Source organism: Microbacterium sp. (assembly GCF_011620665.1).
In the GTDB taxonomy this organism is placed as follows: Bacteria; Actinomycetota; Actinomycetes; order Actinomycetales; family Microbacteriaceae; genus Microbacterium.
In genome coordinates this window covers 1-19,376 of sequence record NZ_WOYQ01000042.1, presented here as the reverse complement: position 1 = coordinate 19,376, position 19,376 = coordinate 1, and the positions used below count along the sequence as shown (strand labels likewise).

19 protein-coding genes are annotated in these 19,376 nt (G+C 66.5%); 6 read left to right on the top strand and 13 right to left on the bottom strand.

Features of this window, described 5'->3' with window-relative positions; translation table 11 throughout:
- From QZV81_RS05925 to QZV81_RS05910, 4 genes are all read left to right on the top strand, one after another.
- The coding region (locus tag QZV81_RS05925) for a glycosyltransferase family 1 protein (protein WP_292834220.1) at positions 1-872 on the top strand (872 nt) is incomplete at its 5' end.
- A complete protein-coding gene (locus QZV81_RS05920; protein WP_292834217.1) occupies positions 859-1,575 on the top strand; it encodes a methyltransferase domain-containing protein in 717 nt (238 codons plus the stop codon). The genes QZV81_RS05925 and QZV81_RS05920, both read left to right, overlap by 14 nt.
- Positions 1,572-2,636 (top strand): prenyltransferase, encoded by a 1,065-nt coding sequence (locus tag QZV81_RS05915; RefSeq protein WP_292834214.1) that lies wholly within the window; start codon positions 1,572-1,574, stop codon positions 2,634-2,636. The genes QZV81_RS05920 and QZV81_RS05915 overlap by 4 nt, the downstream gene beginning before the upstream one ends.
- A gap of 17 nt (positions 2,637-2,653) precedes the next feature.
- A complete protein-coding gene (locus QZV81_RS05910) occupies positions 2,654-3,325 on the top strand; it encodes a class I SAM-dependent methyltransferase (RefSeq protein ID WP_292834211.1) in 672 nt (223 codons plus the stop codon).
- A gap of 45 nt (positions 3,326-3,370) precedes the next feature.
- Here the strand turns inward: QZV81_RS05910 and QZV81_RS05905 are convergent, their stop codons facing one another.
- From QZV81_RS05905 to QZV81_RS05880, 6 genes are all read right to left on the bottom strand, one after another.
- Positions 3,371-4,747, bottom strand: coding sequence for an NAD-dependent succinate-semialdehyde dehydrogenase (locus QZV81_RS05905; protein ID WP_292834208.1), 1,377 nt, complete (start codon positions 4,745-4,747; stop codon positions 3,371-3,373).
- Between the two features lie 168 nt (positions 4,748-4,915).
- Positions 4,916-5,728 (bottom strand): vWA domain-containing protein, encoded by an 813-nt coding sequence (locus QZV81_RS05900; protein ID WP_292834205.1) that lies wholly within the window; start codon positions 5,726-5,728, stop codon positions 4,916-4,918.
- Between the two features lie 110 nt (positions 5,729-5,838).
- On the bottom strand, positions 5,839-6,852 hold the full coding sequence (locus QZV81_RS05895; RefSeq protein WP_292834202.1) for a MoxR family ATPase: 1,014 nt from the start codon (positions 6,850-6,852) through the stop codon (positions 5,839-5,841).
- 1 nt (position 6,853) lies between these two features.
- Positions 6,854-7,969, bottom strand: coding sequence for an NDMA-dependent alcohol dehydrogenase (locus tag QZV81_RS05890; RefSeq protein WP_292834199.1), 1,116 nt, complete (start codon positions 7,967-7,969; stop codon positions 6,854-6,856).
- Positions 7,970-8,188: 219 nt separating this feature from the next.
- Positions 8,189-8,662, bottom strand: a complete 474-nt coding sequence (locus QZV81_RS05885; RefSeq protein ID WP_292834196.1) for a hypothetical protein — start codon at positions 8,660-8,662, stop codon at positions 8,189-8,191.
- Between the two features lie 3 nt (positions 8,663-8,665).
- Positions 8,666-9,664: a ribonucleotide-diphosphate reductase subunit beta gene (locus QZV81_RS05880; protein WP_292834193.1), complete on the bottom strand. Its 999-nt coding sequence runs from the start codon at positions 9,662-9,664 to the stop codon at positions 8,666-8,668.
- A gap of 274 nt (positions 9,665-9,938) precedes the next feature.
- Here QZV81_RS05880 and QZV81_RS05875 point away from each other — a divergent pair, with 274 nt between their 5' ends.
- Entirely contained in the window at positions 9,939-10,271 is a 333-nt protein-coding gene (locus tag QZV81_RS05875; RefSeq protein WP_292834190.1) for a Rieske 2Fe-2S domain-containing protein, read from the top strand.
- Complete coding sequence (locus tag QZV81_RS05870; RefSeq protein WP_292834187.1) at positions 10,268-11,491, top strand: FAD-dependent oxidoreductase; 1,224 nt, start codon at positions 10,268-10,270, stop codon at positions 11,489-11,491. Before QZV81_RS05875 ends, QZV81_RS05870 begins: the two co-directional genes overlap by 4 nt.
- A 29-nt stretch (positions 11,492-11,520) precedes the next feature.
- Here the strand turns inward: QZV81_RS05870 and QZV81_RS05865 are convergent, their stop codons facing one another.
- The 7 genes from QZV81_RS05865 to QZV81_RS05835 all read right to left on the bottom strand — a co-directional run.
- Positions 11,521-12,699, bottom strand: a complete 1,179-nt coding sequence (locus tag QZV81_RS05865) for a CaiB/BaiF CoA-transferase family protein (protein WP_292834184.1) — start codon at positions 12,697-12,699, stop codon at positions 11,521-11,523.
- Positions 12,696-13,097 (bottom strand): OB-fold domain-containing protein, encoded by a 402-nt coding sequence (locus QZV81_RS05860; protein WP_292834181.1) that lies wholly within the window; start codon positions 13,095-13,097, stop codon positions 12,696-12,698. The genes QZV81_RS05865 and QZV81_RS05860 overlap by 4 nt, the downstream gene beginning before the upstream one ends.
- Positions 13,098-13,125: 28 nt before the next feature.
- Positions 13,126-14,247, bottom strand: coding sequence for an acyl-CoA dehydrogenase family protein (locus tag QZV81_RS05855; RefSeq protein ID WP_292834178.1), 1,122 nt, complete (start codon positions 14,245-14,247; stop codon positions 13,126-13,128).
- A gap of 52 nt (positions 14,248-14,299) precedes the next feature.
- Entirely contained in the window at positions 14,300-16,771 is a 2,472-nt protein-coding gene (locus QZV81_RS05850) for a CoA transferase (protein WP_292834175.1), read from the bottom strand.
- Between the two features lie 30 nt (positions 16,772-16,801).
- Positions 16,802-17,734 (bottom strand): SDR family oxidoreductase, encoded by a 933-nt coding sequence (locus QZV81_RS05845; protein WP_292834172.1) that lies wholly within the window; start codon positions 17,732-17,734, stop codon positions 16,802-16,804.
- A gap of 72 nt (positions 17,735-17,806) precedes the next feature.
- Positions 17,807-18,949, bottom strand: coding sequence for a thiolase family protein (locus QZV81_RS05840; protein ID WP_292834169.1), 1,143 nt, complete (start codon positions 18,947-18,949; stop codon positions 17,807-17,809).
- 83 nt (positions 18,950-19,032) lie between these two features.
- A partial coding sequence (locus tag QZV81_RS05835; protein WP_292834166.1) for an acyl-CoA dehydrogenase family protein occupies positions 19,033-19,376 on the bottom strand: 344 nt, incomplete at its 5' end.

Genomic DNA, 19,376 nt, shown 5'->3' with positions numbered 1-19,376 from the left:
CGCGTTCGGGGCTTCCGCTGGTGACGACGATCCACCACCCGATCACCTTCGATCGACGACTCGAGATCGCGGCGGCGCGCGGCTGGCGGAAGGTGACCACGCGGCGCTGGTACGGGTTCGCGACCATGCAGGGTCGGGTCGCCCGACGCATGCCCTCCATCATCACGGTCTCGGAGTCGTCCCGCGGCGACATCGCCCGCGAGTTCGGAGTGGACCCCGGACGCATTCGCACGATACCGCTCGGAGTCGATCCGATCATGCTCGAGCATCCGAGCACCGCGCGCGTACCGGGCCGCATCGTGGCAATGGCAAGCGCCGACACGCCGCTGAAGGGAATTCCCACCCTGTTGCGGGCAGTGGCACGGCTGCGCGGACAGCGCCGGCTTGAGCTCGTGATCGTCAGCAAGCCCAAGCCCGGGGGACCGACGGAGCGCCTGGTCTCGGAGCTCGACCTCGGTGGCACCGTGCGTTTCGTCGACGGCTTGTCGGGTCCGGAGCTCGCCGAACTCCTCGGTTCGGCCGAGATCGCGTGTGTCCCGTCCCTGTACGAGGGCTTCTCACTGCCGACCGTAGAGGCGATGGCCCGGGCGACACCGCTTGTGGTGAGCCGCGCAGGGGCCATCCCAGAGGTGGTCGGGACGGCGGGCGAATGCGCACTGATCGTCGAGCCCGGCGACGAGGCGGCGCTCGCCGATGCGATCGGCATCCTGCTCGACGATCCCGCGCGCCGCGCGCGCATGGGAGCGGCGGGCCTGGATCGCGCGGTCGAGCGTTTCAGCTGGCGGACGGTGGCAGAGGAGACGGTCCGCGTTTACCATGAGGCGATCAACATTCCGATGACGGCAGAGAAGCAGACTTATGATCACCATTGATTTCGATCGACTCGGGGTGCGACCCGGAGACCGTGTTCTCGACATGGGATGCGGCGCTGGTCGCCACGCCTTCGAGACATACCGACGTGGCGCCGATGTGGTCGCGTTCGATCAGGACGTGAGCGAGCTGGAGACGGTCTCGCAGACCTTCGCGGCGATGGCCGCCGGAGCGCAGGTCCCGGCGGATGCGCGGGCGGTGACGCACGAGGGCGACGCGTTGGCACTGCCGTTCGAGGATGCCGAGTTCGATCACGTCATCGCATCCGAAGTGCTCGAGCACATCCCCGACGACGTACGCGCCATCACGGAGATGTACCGCGTGCTCAAACCCGGTGGAACGATCGCGGTGAGCGTGCCCCGGCGTTGGCCCGAACGGATCTGCTGGGCGCTGTCCGACGAGTACCACGAGGTGGAGGGCGGCCACGTGCGGATCTATGATCCGAAGGACCTGTCCGCGAAGCTCACCGGGACCGGTCTGAAACTGGACGGCAGATCGTATGCGCACTCGTTGCACTCAGCGTACTGGTGGCTCAAGTGCGCGGTGGGCGTGGACAACTCCGAGCATCCGCTCGTACGCGGGTACCACAAGCTGCTGGTCTGGGACATCATGAAACGTCCGTGGCCCACCCGCTGGTTCGAGGCCGTCTTCGACCCGATCGCCGGCAAGAGCATCGTCTTCTACCTGACCAAGCCGCAAAGGTGACGGCGCTCGAACTGCCCTCGCTCCCGGGAGTCCTGAGCGAAGAAGACATCCGTCGGTCCGGCGAGGCGATCGCCCGGGTTCAGACGACCAGCGGGTCGATCCCGTGGTTTCCGGACGGGCACACCGACGCCTGGGACCACGTGGAGAACGCGATGGCGCTCCTGGTGGCCGGCGAACGGCAAGCCGCCGACCGTGCTTACGACTGGCTCGCCCGGACCCAGCGCAAGGACGGCTCGTGGCCGATGAAGTTCGTCGGTGACGGCATCGCCGATCCCGCCACCGACGCCAACATGGTCGCCTACGTGGCGGTCGGCGTCTGGCACCACTGGCGCGTCACCGCCGACGAGCAATTCCTGAACCGCTCGTGGCCCACGGTTGAACGAGCGCTTGATCGGGTCGTAGCGATGCAGCTGCCATTCGGCGGGATCGCCTGGGCCGCCGGAACGGACGGCCGGATCGCAGACTCGGCGCTCGTGACCGGCAGTTCCAGCATCTATCACGCGCTCCTCTGCGGGATCGGCCTGGCGGATGTGCTCGGAAGGTCGCGCCCCGGGTGGATGAGCGCTGCCGGGCGCCTCGGCCACGCTCTGCGCGTTCACGAGGACCGCTTCGACCCTCGCGAGCGCCACTCGATGGACTGGTACTACCCGGTGCTCGGCGGCGCCGTTCGCGGGAACGCCGCGGTGGAGCGGATGCAGGCTCGCTGGGACGAGTTCGTGGTCCCGGACCTCGGGATTCGGTGCGTGAGCGACAGGCCGTGGGTGACCGGTGCCGAGACCTGCGAGCTCGCGCTTTCGCTGCATGCGATCGGCGACGTTCAGGCCGCGACCGACCTGGTCGCGCACATGCAGCACCTGCGGGATCCGGATGGGTCCTATTGGACCGGCTACGTCTTCGCAGACGGGCTGAGGTGGCCCGTGGAGTGCTCCACCTGGACGGCCGCCGCGGTCGTCCTCGCCGTCGACGCCATCTCCGAGACGACGGGCGGCGCGGCCGTGTTCCGCGGCGACGGCTTGCCGGCCGTCCCGGAAGAACTCGGCGAGTGCGGGTGCCCGAGATGATGGTTGAGGATGACGCAATGGACGACAACCTGCATGCGCCCGAGATGCCGCCCGACCTTCTGCCGCACGCCCTAGCGGCCAAGGGATTCATGCCCGAGGGCGAAGGAGAGCTGCTGCACCGCTGGGCGCGGCGCAGCCTGGAGCGTGGCCCGGTGCTCGAGATCGGTACGTACTGCGGCAAATCGGCGCTCTACCTCGGCGCCGCAGCGAGGGAGGTGGGCGGCACGGTCTTCACGGTCGATCACCATCATGGATCCGAAGAGAACCAGCCCGGCTGGGAGTATCACGACGTGACGCTCGTGGACGAGTCCAGTGGAACGCTGGACACCTTGGGCGAGTTCCGGCGCACCCTGGGGGCTGCCGGGCTCGAGGAGCACGTCGTCGCGATCGTCGGGCGCTCCACGACCGTCTCCGCGCTGTGGCGCACGCCGCTCTCGCTCGTGTTCGTCGACGGAGGACACACGGACGAACACGCGAACAACGACTACGAAGGGTGGGCACGCTGGGTTCTGCCCCGGGGTGCGCTCGTCATACACGACGTCTTCTCGGACCCTGCACAGGGCGGACAGGCCCCGTATCGCGTGTTCCGGCGCGCCGTAGAAAACGGCGACTTCCGCGAAGTCCGGCATCTCGGTTCGATGCGCATACTCGAACGCATCCGCGGAGACGCGGGTGATCCGGTGCGCTGACGAGGCCTGAAGCTGCCGGCCTCGTCCGCGCACCGGATCGAAGGATCAAGCCGGCTGGGGCACCCGAACGAGCTTCTTGTTGGCGAACTCGCTCATCCCGAACTTGCCGAGCTCGCGACCGACACCGGAGCGCTTCACTCCGCCGAACGGAAGCTCGGCGGAGCTTCCGGTGACCGCGTTGACCCACACCATCCCGGTCTCCAGGTCACCCGCGAGGTCACGGGCGAGATCGAGGTCCTTCGTGAAGATGCTCCCGCCCAGGCCGAACGGCGAGGAGTTCGCCAACTCGACCGCGGCCTGCGGCGAAGGCACACGGAACACCGTCGCCACCGGACCGAAGAGCTCCTCCTCGAAGGCGCGCATGTCGGGCGTCACACCCGTGAGCACACCCGGCGCGTAGAACGCGCCGCCGGCCGCCGGCTGCGGTGAGGAGTGCAGCTCGGCACCCTTGCTGACGGCGTCGTCCACGAGCTCGTGAAGGTCGGTGGCGGCCTGAACCGACGAAAGCGGCCCGACCATCGTGGTGGGGTCGGTGGGATCGCCCGTGGGGATCTGCGTCATCGCTCCGATGAACTTCTGGGTGAACTCCTCGTACACCGAGTCGACGACGATGAAACGCTTCGAGGCGGTACACGCCTGCCCGGCGTTCATGACCCGGCCCATCACGGCTGCCTGGACGGCGGCGTCGACGTCGGCGTCTCCGAGCACGATGAAGGGATCGGAGCCACCGAGCTCGAGCACGTAACGCTTCATGTGCCGTCCGGCGACCTCTCCGACGGCCGAGCCGGCCTTCTCCGAGCCGGTCAGCGAGACGCCCTGCACCCGCGGGTCCGCGATCACGTCGGCGACCTGGCTGCTGTCGATGAATGCGTTGATGTACGCGTCGGTCGGGATCCCGGCGTCGTGCAGCAGCTTCTCGATCGCCAGCGCCGATTGCGGGCAGTTGCGCGCGTGCTTGAGGATGATCGTGTTGCCGAGAGCCAAGTTGGGGGCGACGAATCTGGCCACCTGATAGTAGGGGAAGTTCCACGGCATGACACCCAGGATGACTCCGATGGGCTCGGTACGCACGACGGCTTCGCCACCGCCCACGGCGTCGAGCACCTCGTCGGCGAGGAACTTCCCGGCGTTCTCTGCGTAGTACTGGAAGATCGATGCGACGAGCATCACTTCGCCCTTGGCCTGCATCGAGGGTTTGCCCATCTCGAGGGTGAGCAGCCCGGCCAGCTCGTCGATGCGCTCCATGCTCAGCTGCGCGGCGCGCGCGAGAGCGGCGGTGCGCTCAGACAACGGCGTCTGGCGCCACGTGAGGTAGGCGGTGTGGGCCCGTTCGATGATCGTTTCGACCTCGCCGTCGCTGATGACGGGAAACTCGGCGAGTGTCTCGCCGGTCGCGGGATTGATGGTGGCGTATGCGCTCAAAGCCTTGCTCCTTTGCCGGATTCGTTGCGTGATCCAGGCGCTCGGGCTGACCGCACCGAAACTGCCTGTGTCGCTCACAGGCTGTCACCGATGCACGGCACATGTCAACTCACTCGCGCCTTCCATACCGCATTGTCAGCCTGGCCATTCCAGCCTCATCGTCGCCGTTCACGGCCACAGCGATGCGACGGCGGCGGGGATGCCGCTCGGTCCTGCGACCTCGGCGAAGCGTGCGCCGCTGGTGCGCGCGAATGATCGCGCCTGATCTCCGGATTCGGTCGCCCCAACAGGAGCCAGAACGAGAAGCTCATCGAGGGCTCTGGCGGCTGGAAGCGGGTCATCCCCGGAGGTGGATCTTGCGTCCGACAGCAGCAGCACCATCCGACGCGTCGCCCGGGACGTCTCCAGCTGCGCCGTAGCGGCGCGCAGCGCGGCAGCGAGGTCCGTGCGCCCGTGACCGCGCAGCTGGAGCAGGTCCTCAACGACCCGCTCCACCTCGCGGGGCTGACCCTGCGCCTTGACGGTCTTCACCGCCGATCCGAACGCGATCACGCTGTAATCATCCGCACTGCGGAGCGCGACGGCAGCTGCTGCCACGGCAGCGGTGGCCAGGCGCTCCCCGCCCATCGATCCGGACCGGTCCACGACGAGACAGACAGCGGTCGCCGGCCGGCTCCACCCGGGTCCGCGCAGCCGCTCGGCATCTGGCGCACTCCCGGTGAGCGCAGCCGACAGCAGTGTGTCCATGCTCTCATCCACGTCGATGTCGACACCGGGTTGCCAGCGGGTCGGCCGGATCCGACCGATTCCGGGCCGAGGCGCCCCCCGCGGCGATGCGGCGCGCACCATGATCCGACCCGCCAGTGCCCGAGCGAGCAATCGCAATCGCCGGTCGGTGGCACCGCTCATCTCGGCCACGAGGGTCATCGCCGCATCAGGATCTCGCTGCTCCAACGCGCTCAGCGCCTCCTCGTCGAGCATCCCCAGCTGCGGTGAGACCTCCTGGAACCCGGGTAGTGCCTGCAGCAGATGCCGCCCGCTGGTGGCCGGCGGCTGATCGGAAGGGTCAGAGCCCTGCTGGGGACCCTTGTTCAGCGGGGAACGCGGGGCGCCGGACGGTCGAGACCGGTCGCCCCGCTCGCTTTTCCCGGGTCGTCCGAGTGCTCGGCCTCCGCCGGCGGGTCGTACACGCGATGCCACAGTTCGGTGATGATCTCTTCGGCGGTGCGGTCGCCGCCCTCCTGAACACGGATCCGCCCGCTCAGCGCCGCCAGCGCCGCATCCAGACTGACGCCGCGGTCGTTTGCCGGTAGATCTCGCAAACGGGCCAGTCGGTCCGCGACCAGCATCATGTCGATCGCGCCCCGCACCGACGAACCGATTCTCACCTCGGGATGCTCGCGCGTCGCGCGCACGAGAGCGACCGATCGACCCGCATCCGTGACCGCGACAATCCCATCGGAGCCTGCGGCGCCACGCACGGCGCGCGCAACCACCTGCTCCTCGTCCGGCGCGCTCTGATAGTCCATCCGGATGCGGCATGTGCGGTCGTACACGGCCGCGGAGATCCTCGCCGTTCCGACCGCGTCGAAGGGGTTCATCGCCGCGACCAGCGCGAACCCGGCCGTCGCACGCACGAGCCCCAGTCGGGGAACGTGCAACTCCCCCTCGCTCATGACCGTGATGAGCACGTTGATGGTCTCCTCGGGGACGCGGTTCAGCTCCTCCAGATACAGGAGTCCGCCGGTCCGCATCGCCTCCAGCAGAGGCCCGTCGAGGAAGTTCTCATCCCGGTAGCCCTCGGAAAGCACCCGGCTGGGATCGTGGCTGCCCACCAGTCGACCGGGAGTCAGCTCGGCGCTGCCCTCCACGAACACCAGGCTGATCCCCGCGGCGCTCGCCAGCGTGCGCAACAAAGTCGACTTGCCCGTGCCCGGCGGACCCTCGAGCATCACGTGCCGCCCGGCCGCGAGAGCGGCCAGCAGCACTTCCGATTCGGTTCGGCGTCCCACGACAGCCTTGTCGAAGACGTCGAGAGTGGCCGGACCGAGCATCGCCGCGACCCCGCCATTCGGGGTCACGGCGATCTCGTCCTGCGATGTCACGTCAGTTGTAGACGATCACACCACGGATGTTCTTGCCGTCACGCATGTCCTGGTAGCCCTGGTTGATGTCCTCCAGGGTGTAGGTCTTCGTGATCAGCTCGTCGAGCTTGAGCTGCCCGTTCTGATAAAGGCTCAGCAGACGGGGGATGTCGGCCCGCGGGTTGCCCGCACCGAACAGCGAGCCCTGCAGCCGCTTCTGCATCAAGGTCAGATCGAACAGCGACATGGTCACGTCCACCTGGCTGGCGTGTCCGAGGCCGGTGACGACCGCAGTGCCGCCCTTCGTGGTCAGCGCCATGATGCCGGCGATCAGCTCGCCCTCGACGACACCGGCGGTGTAGATGACCGAGTCGGCCATCACGCCGCGCGTGATCTGCGACACGAGGGGAAGAGCCTCCTCGATGCTCGCCGCGGTGTGGGTCGCACCCAACGACTGCGCGTTCTCACGCTTGAACTCCACCGGGTCCACCGCGACGATGTGCTTCGCACCCGCGATGCGCGCACCCTGCACAGCGTTGGAACCGATCCCGCCGACACCCACGACGACAACCGTGTCGCCCGGCTTCACTGCGGCACTGTTGACCGCCGAGCCCCAGCCGGTCGTCACGCCACAGCCGACCAACGCGGCAACCTCGAGCGGGATGTCGTCGTCGATCTTGACAGCGGATGCCTCGTTCACCACCGTGTACGGGGAGAACGTGCCGAGCACACACATGAGCCGCGCGTCCTCGCCGTTGATGTGGTGGCGGGCTGTGTTGTCGCTGATCTGGAGGCCGCCGAGGAGACCCGCGCCGAGGTCGCACAGGTTCTGGTGGCCCGTCGAGCACATCTTGCAGCGCCCGCACGCGGGAATGAAGCTCAGCACGACATGATCGCCGACCTTCAGGGTCTCCACTCCGGGCCCGACCTTCTCGACCACGCCGGCGCCCTCGTGACCGCCGATATACGGGTAGGCGGGAACGGGCATGTCACCGGTGGGGATGTGCTCATCCGAATGGCACAATCCCGAGGCAGCAAGCTTGATCAGCACCTCGCCCTGCTTGGGATCATCGAGCTCAAGCTCTTCGATCTTCCAGTCCTGACCGATACCCCAGTTGACGGCTGCCTTAGTCTTCATCGCATATCTCCCTCGATACGTCTTGATCCATCGCGCGAGGACACCCGATCTCGGGCATCTGGTCCTACGCACAGTTCCCACCCTGACCGGGCGGGATACCCCCCACGCTAATCCGAGAGGAGGCATTCTGCAACAAACCGACACGCTTTCCGCCGTCGAGCAGGCGTGACACAGCGAAGCGGGGTCGACCTGACGATGGTCGACCCCGCTTCGCTTTCTTCAGGCGGCCACAGCCTCCGGGATGACGACCTCCGAGGGCACCTGGTGCAGCAGCGAGAGGAACTGGATCCAGTAGTACACGCGGTTGAAGAAGCTCAAGAGGTTGCCGTGATCCAGCTGCAGGTGACGGTACATGACCGTCCGCGCAGCATCGTAGCCACCCAGGAACTTCTGCCAGCTCTCATACGTGCCCACCAAGAGGATGTCGGTGGCGCGCGCCTCGTCCGGCGTGATCACGCGGACCTCCTGCACGACGCCTTCCGCGATCCGGATCGCGACGAACTCGCCGGTGTCCAGATTGTCGCCCTTGACCGGTACCGCGCCGAGCGCGAGCACCCCCGAGAAGGTGGACGCGGCGGTATCGATCCACGTCCAGTAGTCCGGCAGCCGGCCCTCGCGGTCCTTCTCGGTGAATCCCTGCACCAGACGCGCCTGCACGTCCGCCGCCCACTGTTCGCTGAATGCGCGTGACATCGCTCAGCCTCCGATCGCGTTGTCGGCGGAAATGTTCTGGACCATGCCAGCCAGGTCGGGTGGCAGCTCCAGTCCGATGAGGTCCATCTTGCGCACCAGCTGAGTGATGAACATGGCCTGCACATCCTCACGCGTCCAGCCGATGGGTTCGTAGGCCACGTACTGGCTTGAGGTGGAGCTCATCAGCAGCACCGTGCGCAGCGTGTCGTGAACATCACGGATCAGCGTCGGGTCCTCTTCGAGTGCCTCGGTCAGGAACCGCAGCCCTGCCTGGACGTGCCGGGCCTCATCGCGCGCAGTGAGTGTGAAGCCCGCGTAGTAACCCGGAAGCACCTTGCGCTGACGAGCGTAACGCAGGGTGATCTGCATGACCGACACGGCGAGGACGCCCTCGATCCAGAGCATGTAGTTCGTCGCGTACTGCACCCGCAGCTTGAGGTCGTCGGGGTTCTTCAGCAGCGCGTCTGCCTGATACGCGAGCAGACCGAACGGACCGATGAAGGTCTCACCGACCCATTCGAACGACTGGTCGAGCACATCCATCAGGTCGCCCTCCAGCCCGATCGCTTCATGGTAGAAGCGGTCGAAGAAGACGGTGTGGCGCGCCTCATCCTCGATCTGGCTCGAGATGAACAGCTTCTGGTCCTCGCTGCCGCCGAGCATGAAGACGGGGAGTTCGACCTCGACCTGACGCTCGCCGTGGTGGAATCCGGATGCGATCGCCAGGAACGAGCTCCTCTCAGCCTCGGTCATGTTCTCGTGCCAGTCCTTGTAGTCCTGGGTGAAGTCGATGTCGTACACGTCCCAGCGCTGCTTGAGGTAGCGCTTGTACTGCTCGACGTACGAGGGCTGCTCGGCGATCTGGTTGTAGATGTACTTGTTGATGACGTCGTTGATGTCGACGTCGTTGATGTCGCCCAGCTGCGCGCCTTCGATCGCGCGGAACTGATCGGCCGTCAGACCGCTGCGTTGTTTGTCCTGCTGATTCTCAATGAGTGTCATGCTCACTCCCTTGTCATCTTCCTGGTGGCGCCGATGCCAGCGGATAAAGCCCGACTGCGCTGTCCGGCGTTCTCAGTATCAGACGGTTCTTCCGATCGCACAAGACCAACGCGCCAGGTTGGTCCGCCGGGTCTCCCGACATCGAGGGCTTGACACTGCTCACCCCCGGCGGGTTAGGCTCGCCACCGGACGTTGCCGACGCCACATGTGTGGTGCGTCGGACCGAACAATGCCCCGCACCGACGGTGGGGGCCTCGATCGCGAAGGGGCGACGATGGGATTGATCAATGCAGGCCGGGCTTCCGAAGTAGGGCCGGGTGAGATCAAGGCGTTCACTGTCGCCGGCCGCGAGATGGCCGTCGCAAACCTCGACGGCGAGCTTTACGCGTTCGACAACTGGTGCACGCACGAGTCGTGCACGTTCTCGGACGAGGGTGAACTGGAAGACGGCAAGCTGGTCTGCACGTGCCACTTCGGGGAGTTCGATCCCGCGACCGGTGCGGTGCTCGGCGGACCCCCGTGGGAGCCGCTGGGCGTCTACGAACTCGCCGTCGAAGGTGACGACCTGATGATCGATCCACGGATCGACGACGCGGAAGCATCGTGAGCACCGCCTCCGTCGTCATCGTGGGAACGTCGGCGGCAGGGGTTTCGGCGGCGACCACGTTGCGCACGGAGGGGTACGATGGGCGGGTCGTGCTGCTCGGCGAGGAGGTCGTCCCGCCGTATGATCGCCCCCTGCTTTCGAAGGGATACCTGGCGGGGACCGTCACCGCGGACGACCTGAATCTGAGGCCGGACGGCTTCTGGGCCGACCGCGAAATCGACCTCAGACTGGGCAGCCGGGTCGTGGCGCTGCGAGCCTCGGATACGTCGGTTCTGCTCGACGACGGATCGTCTGTGAAAGCGGATGCCGTGATCCTGGCGACCGGCGGACGCTCGCGGGCGCTGCCGGTTCCGGGCGCCGAGCTCGACGGGATCTTCGGCCTCCGCACCCGCGCCGACAGCGAAAGTCTGCGGGACTGGTCCGCCGGCGCCGAGCACGCTGTCATCGTCGGTATGGGCTTCATCGGTGCCGAGGTCGCGGCCACGCTGCGAAGCCGGGGAGTCGCCGTCACGATCGTCGAACCGCTGTCGACCCCGCTGGAGCGTGTGCTGGGGGAGCAGGTCGGGAACGTGGTCGGCGCGCTCCACGCTGAGAACGGCGTCGAGATGATCTTCGGTGACGGCGTGGTCGGCTTCGACGGCGCGAACGGCCGGGTCACGGAGGTCGCCACCACGTCGGGTCGTCGACTCCGCGCCGACGTCGTCGTCGTGGGGGTGGGGATGGTGCCCGATACTGCGGTCGTCACCGGCACCCAGGTGGCTGTGGACAACGGCATCCTGGTGGATGAACACGCTCGGACGACGGTGCCGAACGTGTACGCCGTGGGGGATGTCGCCCACCACAGTCATCCGTTCTACGGCCGCCGGCTGCGGACGGAGCACTGGACGCACGCGGTGGACCACGGGGCAGTGGCGGCGCGGAGCGTTCTCGGCCGTGGCGACCCCTACTCGACCATCCCGTGGGTGTGGTCCGATCAATACGACCTCGCTCTGCAGTACGCCGGAATGCACACCGGCTGGGACCGACTCGCCGTGCGCGGGAACCTTGCGGGTCGGGACGCGTTGGCCTTCTATATGCGGGACGGCGTTCCCGTTGCGGCGGTCACCCTCAATCGCAACCGTGAGATGCGACGGGCGATGGCGATTCTCCGGCGAGGCCAGCCCGTCGATGCGGATCTGCTCGCCGACGAGGCGATCGATCTGCGTGAGTTCGCCGCCTGAGCGCCGCTTGCCGAACCCGCGGCTCGGCCTCAGGCGCTGATCGCTTCGGCGATAGCGCCGCGAGCCAGCAATTCCTCCACGCGGTCCGCCGAATAGCCCAGATCTGCCAGCACGCTGCGAGTGTCCTGGCCGCTGGCCCGTGCGGGAGCGGGATCGGCGGGCGGGGTGACGCTGAAGCGCGGCGCAGGTCGTGGCTGGATCAACCCGGCGACGTCCACGAACGATTCGCGTGCTTTCATGTGGGCATTCTCCGGAACCTCGTCTGGCTCCAGGACGGGTGCGACGCAGGCATCCGTGCCGGCGAACACCTCCGTCCACTCGTCTCGGGTCCGCCCCCCGATGATCTCCGCGAACCGCGCCTTCAAGACAGGCCAGGTCTCGCGATCCATCTGCCCGGGCAGCTCCTCCCCGGCCAGTCCCAGACCTTCGAGCAGCGCAGCATAGAACTGCGGCTCGATCGCGCCCACGGAGAGGTAGCCGCCATCGGCGGTGCGGTACGCGTCGTAGAACGGCGCGCCCGAGTCGAGAATGTTCGTTCCGCGTTCGTTTCTCCACATTCCCGACGCGCGCATCGCGACGAAGGGCGCCATCAGAATCGAGGCGCCGTCGACCATTGCGGCGTCGACCACCTGACCAACGCCCGTGGTTCGAGCGGACAGAATCGCGCACACCATCCCGAAGGCAAGAAAGACGCCGCCTCCGCCGAAATCACCGACGAGGTTCAGCGGGGGTGTGGGCGGCTCTCCGGCCCGGCCGATGGGGTGGAGAGCGCCGGCGATCGAAATGTAGTCGATATCGTGACCCGCGGCCGATGCCATGGGACCCGTCTGACCCCATCCCGTCATGCGGCCGAACACCACTGCCGGATTGCGTGCCAGGCATACCTCTGGACCGAGTCCGAGCCGCTCGGCCACACCCGGACGATATCCCTCGAACACCGCGTCGGCGCCGGCGATCAGGTCAAGGACGGTCGCGACGCCATCGGCGTTCTTCAGATCGACGGCGATCGACCGCTTTCCACGACCGAGCACATCCAGCCGGGGCTCCGCCGCCTGGAGCATCGACCCGCCCGTCGCCCGATCGACACGAATCACCTCCGCGCCGAGGTCCGCCAGCAGCATTCCCGCAAACGGCCCCGGGCCGATCCCGGAGAGCTCGATGATCCGCACCCCGTTCAACGGACCCTGAGGCCGTTCGACTGCGCTCATGCGGTCGGAGCAAAACTGTACAGGACCGTATCAACGCCGTCCGTCGTGTCGACGGTGGTGTAAGTCAGGTGCATGGTGTCCCCGATTCTCCACGATTTGGGGTCGCCCTCCAGGGTGGTCTGCACGCGAACACCCTCGGGGAGATCGACCTGGCCGACCCCATATCCCTCGGCATCCAACTGCGCCTTCCCGAAGGTCGGGACATAGATGAATGAGTACGAGTACAGTTCGCCGGACTGCGACAACTCCACGTCGTGCACAGGTCCCAGACACACGGGGCAGCTCCAGCGGCGCGGGTAGAACGACTCCTCGTCCTTGTCACATCTGCTGCCCAGCAGCACGGGGGCCTCCCCGTCTGCCCGGAACAGGTCCGGGTCGGCCGATCGGCGCTCATTCATCGCTTCACCCTTTCCGCTTTCTTCATCATCACAGGCCGAGCCGCTGCGCGAGCAGCTCCTTGTTCGCGGTCGCGTCTCCGTAGAGCAACTCGGTCACCTTGGCCCGCTTGAAGTACAGGTGCGAGTCATCGGCCCACGTGAATCCGATCCCGCCGTGGACGTGGAGCGATTCGCTCGCGGCGAAGAAATACGCCTGCGACGCGTACGCCTTGGCGAGCGGTGCGAGCACAGGCAGCTCGTCATTGTCCTCATCCGCCGCCCACGCCGCGTAGTAGACAGCCGCCTTCGCCGACTCGATCTCGACGAACATGTCGGCGCAGAGGTGCTTGATGGCCTGGAAAGACCCGATCGCCCGTCCGAACTGATACCGCTTCTGCGCGTAATCGACGGCGCGCTCCAGACAGACCTGAGCACCACCGATCATCTCTGCGGAAAGCAGCACTTCGACCCGGTCCAGCGTCCTCGCCAGGGTCGACCACGAGCCGTTCTCGAGAAGCCGCCCCGTGGCGTTCGTGAGCGTGACCTCCGCCATTCGACGGGTCTGGTCCATCGAGTCGAGCACACGCCGCGAGACACCAGCCGCGTCGCCCTCGACGACGACCAACACGATGCCGTCCTCGCCCACTGTTCCCTCGCGACGCGCGGACACGACGATCAGATCCGCGCTGCCACCGTCGACCACATAGGACTTCCGGCCATTCAGGGTCACCTGGTCGCCGTCACCGGAGGCCGTCACACTGATGCCATCCGGTCCCCATCCCTCGCCGGGTTCGGCCGTTGCGAGTGCCGCGGTCTGCTCGCCGGACGCGAGCGCGGGCAGCAGCTGCGCCCGTTGCTCAGCCGAGCCGGCGGCCTGGATCGCCAGAATGGCCGAGGTGGTCGAGAGGAACGGCATGCCCGAGACGACACGGCCGAGTTCTTCCGCCGCGATCACCAACTCCAGGAACGACAAGCCTTGACCGCCGTCGTCTTCCGAGACGATCAAGCCGGGCAACCCGACCTGATCGCTGGCGCGCCGCCAGACATCCGGCGAGAAGGCCAGCGGCTCCGCCATCAGCGCCCTGGTCGATGACAGGGGTGAGACCTGCTCCAGGAATCGGCGCAGCGTCGCGCGGAACTCTTCCTGGTCTTCATCAAAGGCAAAATTCATCGAACAATCCTCCAGATCGGGCGGTGCGGTAGTTGTATCGGTCGCATGCGTGTCAGTCCCCCATGATCTCCACCGCGCCGGCAGCGACGAGTTCTCCGGTGCGATCGGGCGAGTAGCCGAGAATCTCCTCGAGGACGAAGAACGAGTCCTCGCCCACGGTGGGCGATGCCTTGCGCAACCACGCCGGAGTCTTCGACATGATGGCCTGCATCCCGTTGTAGGGCACGGTGCCCATCACCGGGTGCTCGAGATCCACGAAGTACCCGCGGTGCTGGATCTGTGGGTCGGTGAACAAGTCGGACTGACTGTGCACCGGCCCCGCCGGCACCAGGGGTTGCAGCAGTCCGAACACGTCCTGCGACGTTCGCGATGCCGTCCACTCGGCGATCCGCTCGTCCAGCTCTTCGGCCGCCGCACGACGACCCTGCGCCGAAGCGAACTTCGGATCCGCCGCCCATTCCGGCGAGCCCATGGCATCCGTCAATGCTCGCCAGTGGCTGTCGGTGAAGCAGGCGATGGCGACCCACCGATCTTCCCCCGCACACGGGTAGATCCCGTGGGGAGCGGCAACGTCGTCTCGGTTGCCCCTCCTGTCGGCGATTCGACCGTTCACCTCGTAGTCCATCAATTCCGTACCCAGAAGCTGCAGGGCGCCCTCGTACTGTGAGAGGTCGATGTGCTGGCCCTCTCCCGTGCGCCTGCTGTGATCCAGCGCCGCCACCACGGCAGAGGTCGCGAACCGCTGGCAGATGAAGTCGCTGTATGCGCCATACACCGGCACCGGCAACCGGTCGGGCCACCCGGTGATGCGATAGAAGCCCGACAGCCCGGCCATCAGATTCCCGTAACCCGGATATGCCGCACGGGGGCCGGTCTGGCCCTGCATGCAGGTCGAGAGCATGACCAGGGATGGGTTGATCTCCTTGATCGTCTCCCAATCGAGTCCCCACTCGGCCATGTTCCCCGGAGTGAACGACTCCAGAAGCACGTCGGCCCAGGCGATGAGTTCCATCGCGATCTTCCGGGCCTCTGTCGTAGACAGGTTGAGCCCGAGGCCGAGCTTCGAGGCGTTGTAATCGCCATAGAACATGGTGTTGTTCAGCCCGGGATGGCCATCCTTGTATGGCGGAGCCTGTCGAAGCGTCTCCGGCCGCGTCGCCGAATCGAGGCGGACGACGGTCGCGCCGTAGTCTGCGAGATACCTCGCAGTGAGCGGTCCGACACCGACCCAAGACATGTCCCAGACTTTCAAGCCCTTGAAGATGTCATCGGCGGCGCGTTCCGGATGCGGCGCCGAGACGCTCACCGGCGTGAACTCGGAGAGGATCTCGGCGCGATCCGCGTCGACTCCCGGGGCACGGGGCGAGTCCCGCAGCGGCGTTCTACTGAGCTTGGCCCATGGACCGGGATAGATCACCGACCCGCGTTCACCGTGGTCCACCGGGACGAAGTACTCGCGCGCTGCGAGCTGCTCGTCCTGTCGGATCTCGGCGACCGAATTGTTCGGCGCAAGCAGGAAGCGATACTGCAGCGCCGCGTCATACGCCTGCGCCATGGTCACTCCACGGAAGCCCTCCTGCAGCGCCGCGCTGATCCGGTCCATCTGAGCGCGGCCTTCTTCACCGAGCGCCGCGAGCGCACCGAAGTCCATCGCCATCCAGTCGATGGACTTCAGGAACTCGTCGACGACACCTCGATCCGTCATCCATTTGACGACCTGTCCCATGATCAGCGCACCGATCGGACCACCCACCACCATCAAGGTGACGGTGCCGTCATCAACCTCGTAGATCGTCCGGAACCGACCCGCGCCGACGGCCAGGAGACCGCCCTGGCGCGTGAGGTCGTACCCTTCCAGCGGCGGATACTGGGTCGCATTCATCAGGGTCCGAATTGTGGCCAGCTGGCTGCTGACATCCACGAACTGCCCGGCGCCGGTCTCGCGGGCATGGAACAGAGCCATGGCCGTCTGGGCGGCGGCCTCGACGGCTCCGTGCTGCTCGAACTGTGGAACGGATGGCCTCACCGGTGCCCGATCCGGGTCACCGGTGAGGTAGGCCTGCCCGCCCATCGCTGCCAGCACGAGGTCCGAGCCCTGATACCCCGCGTACGGACCGGTCTGCCCGAACGGAGTGACCGCGGTGTAGACCAGTGCCGGGTTGACCGCAGCAAGGTCTGCATAGCCCAAGCCGCGATCCGCCATCCATCCGGGAGGAAAGCTCTCGATGAGCGCGTGCGATGTCGCAACGAGCTTCTTGAGCAGCTCCTGACCTTCGGGCGTATCAAGGTCGAGCACAATCGATCGCTTCCCGCGATTCTGGAACAGCCATCGGAGGCTGTTGTCCTTCCCCGGCTGGTCATCGAGGAACGGGCCGACACGTCGGCCGGGGTCCCCCCCGGGTGGCTCCACCTTGATCACCTCAGCACCAAGGTCTGCCAGAACCCGCCCAGCGAGCCAGCCAGGCTGGCTCGTCAGGTCCAGAATGCGGTAGGGCGCCATTGCACCACCGGATGTTGCGCTCATGAGCTACTTCATCTCATTCTTGTTGTTACGTCACTTCAGTCCCGTGGGTGCGGGAAGAGTCAAGTCGGCAAATGCCGGAGTGCCGGTCGAGCGATCGCCGAACAGGTCCTTCGAGCGCGCCTCGAGCTCCTCGAGAGTCCAGCGACCGTCCTTCTCGATCTTGCTGACGGTCGTCCAACCCTGGACGAGATCGACTTCGCCGCCACCGACGATGAACGTCTGGCCGGTGATGTGTGCAGCAGCGTCGGAGCACAGGTAGGCGACCCACGGCGAGATGTTCTCGGGTGCCCAGGAGTCGAACACTCCCTCCTGCTGCTTGAACTCCCCGAACGTGCCTTCCGTGAGGCGAGTGCGGGCTCGAGGTGCAAGGTTGTTCGCGGTGACCCCGTACTTGCTCATCTCGCGTGAGACCACGATGCCGAGCGAGGCGATGCCGGCCTTGGCCGCCGCGTAGTTCGCCTGACCGCCGTTGCCGAACAGGCCCGCCTCGGAAGAGGTGAAGATGACCCGGCCGTTCGCCGACTCCCCGGAGGTCTTCGCCTTCTCGCGCCAGTACGCGGTGGCGAACCGGGTCGGCACGAAGTGGCCCTTGAGGTGGACATTGATGACGGCGTCCCACTCCTGCTCCGTCATGTTGAAGATGGTGCGGTCGCGGAGGATGCCGGCGTTGTTGATGAGGATGTGCAGGTCGCCGTAGGTCTCGAGCGCCTGTTTGATGAGGTTCTCGCCCCCTTCCCAGCTCGCGACGTTGTCGTAGTTGGCAGCGGCTTCGCCCCCCAGGGCCTTGATCTCATCGACGGTCTGCTGAGCCGGACGCGAGTCCGCCCCGCTGCCGTCCCACTCGCCGCCCAGGTCGTTGACAATGACTTTGGCCCCCTCGGAGGCGAGCAGCATTGCGTGCGCGCGACCCACCCCGCGAGCAGCGCCGGTGACGATCGCTACCTTGCCGTCTAAGCGTCCCATGATGTTCCTTTCGTTTCGGGCTCAGGCCCTTGTGTGACGGTGCGTCTTCGTGCGCCCGCCTGCTTCTTCGTCTCAGCTGTCGTGACGACCGAGAATGGTGACGCAGCAGACGCTGCCGGCGCCGACCATGTGGTTCAGTCCCGTGCGCGCGCCGACGACTTGCCGGTCCCCGGCTTCGCCGCGGAGCTGCAGCGTGGTCTCCCAGATCTGCGCGAGTCCGGTCGGCCCGCCGGGATGCCCGCGCCCGATCAAGCCCCCGTCCGTGGAGAACGGAATCCGGCCGCCCAGACGCGTCGCCCCCTCCGCGAAGAGCTGATCGCCCTCTCCGTCGCCGCAGATTCCCAGCAGTTCGTAGTAGGTGAGCTCTTCCACTGGGAAGGCATCGTGCACCTGCACCAGATCGAGATCCTGCGGCCCCAGACCGGACTCCTCGTATGCCTGCTGAGCGGTTGTACGGGTCATCTCGGAGGGGCCGACCACAGGACCGAGGAAGACGTGACCGGGCATGTACTTCTCGCTCTGCAGCACTGAGGCTTCCACTTTGATGACCGGGCGTCCCGGCTGCAGGCGCCGAGCATTCTCCACCGTCGTCAGGATCGCCACGGCGGAACCGGATCCCACCGCTGCGCACATCATCGAGGTGTGAGGGTCCGCGATCATCCGCGACTTCAAGACTTCCTCCGCCGTGACCGTATGGTCGGCGCGGCGCTGCGCGTTCGGGTTCAGCGCGGCGTGATTCCAGTTCTTCGCCGCAATGGCCGCGAACGTGTCGAGCGTCGTTCCGTACTCATGCATCCGACGCCGCGCCCACATCGCGAAGAACCCTGCGGGCAAGATTGCGCCTTCGACCGAGAATCGCGACATGCCCGGCACCGCCAGCTGCTCCATCGAGTCGAAACCGACGGCCATCGACGTCTCTACGGCACCCCCCGCCACAGCAAGGTAGGCCTCGCGAAATGCCACCGATCCCGTGGCGGACGCGTCCTCCACGTGTACGACGGGAGCGCCGGTGAGACCCCATTCCTTCGCGAATCGGACCCCCGACATCATCGGGGAATTGATGTAGCCCATGAAGACCGATCCGACGTCGGCGAAGGTCGACCCGGCATCCGCCATCGCGGCGACTCCCGCGCGATACACCAGCTCCCGCAGGGAGACTCCTCGGTTGGCACCGAACGGAGACATTCCCACACCAACAACCGCGACTTCGCGCATAGCTCGCTTCCTCACTGAAGCAGTCGGACCCGTCCGGCCCGACCCATGATCAACAATATTTGGAGGTCAGGGTCATCGGCCGGTCAGCCGCTGACGATGTCCTTGAATGCCACGTCCTTATCCAAGCGCGGCTCACCGGGCAGGCCCAGCACGCGTTCGCCGATGATGTTCCGCTGCACCTCATCGGATCCACCCGCAATCCGCATCGCGGGGTTGCCGAGGAGCGACAGCTGCCAATTGCCGTGGTCCTTGGCGTCGGCGCGGTGCAGCATGCCGTCGCCGCCCATGATCGACAGGGCGACATCGGCGGCGCGGGTACCCAGGCGCGCCACACCAAGCTTTCCGATTGATCCCTCGGGGCCGGGGATCTGGCCCTTCGAGAGGGCCGTGAGCGACTTGTAGCCGGTGAACCTCAAACCCTCGGCCC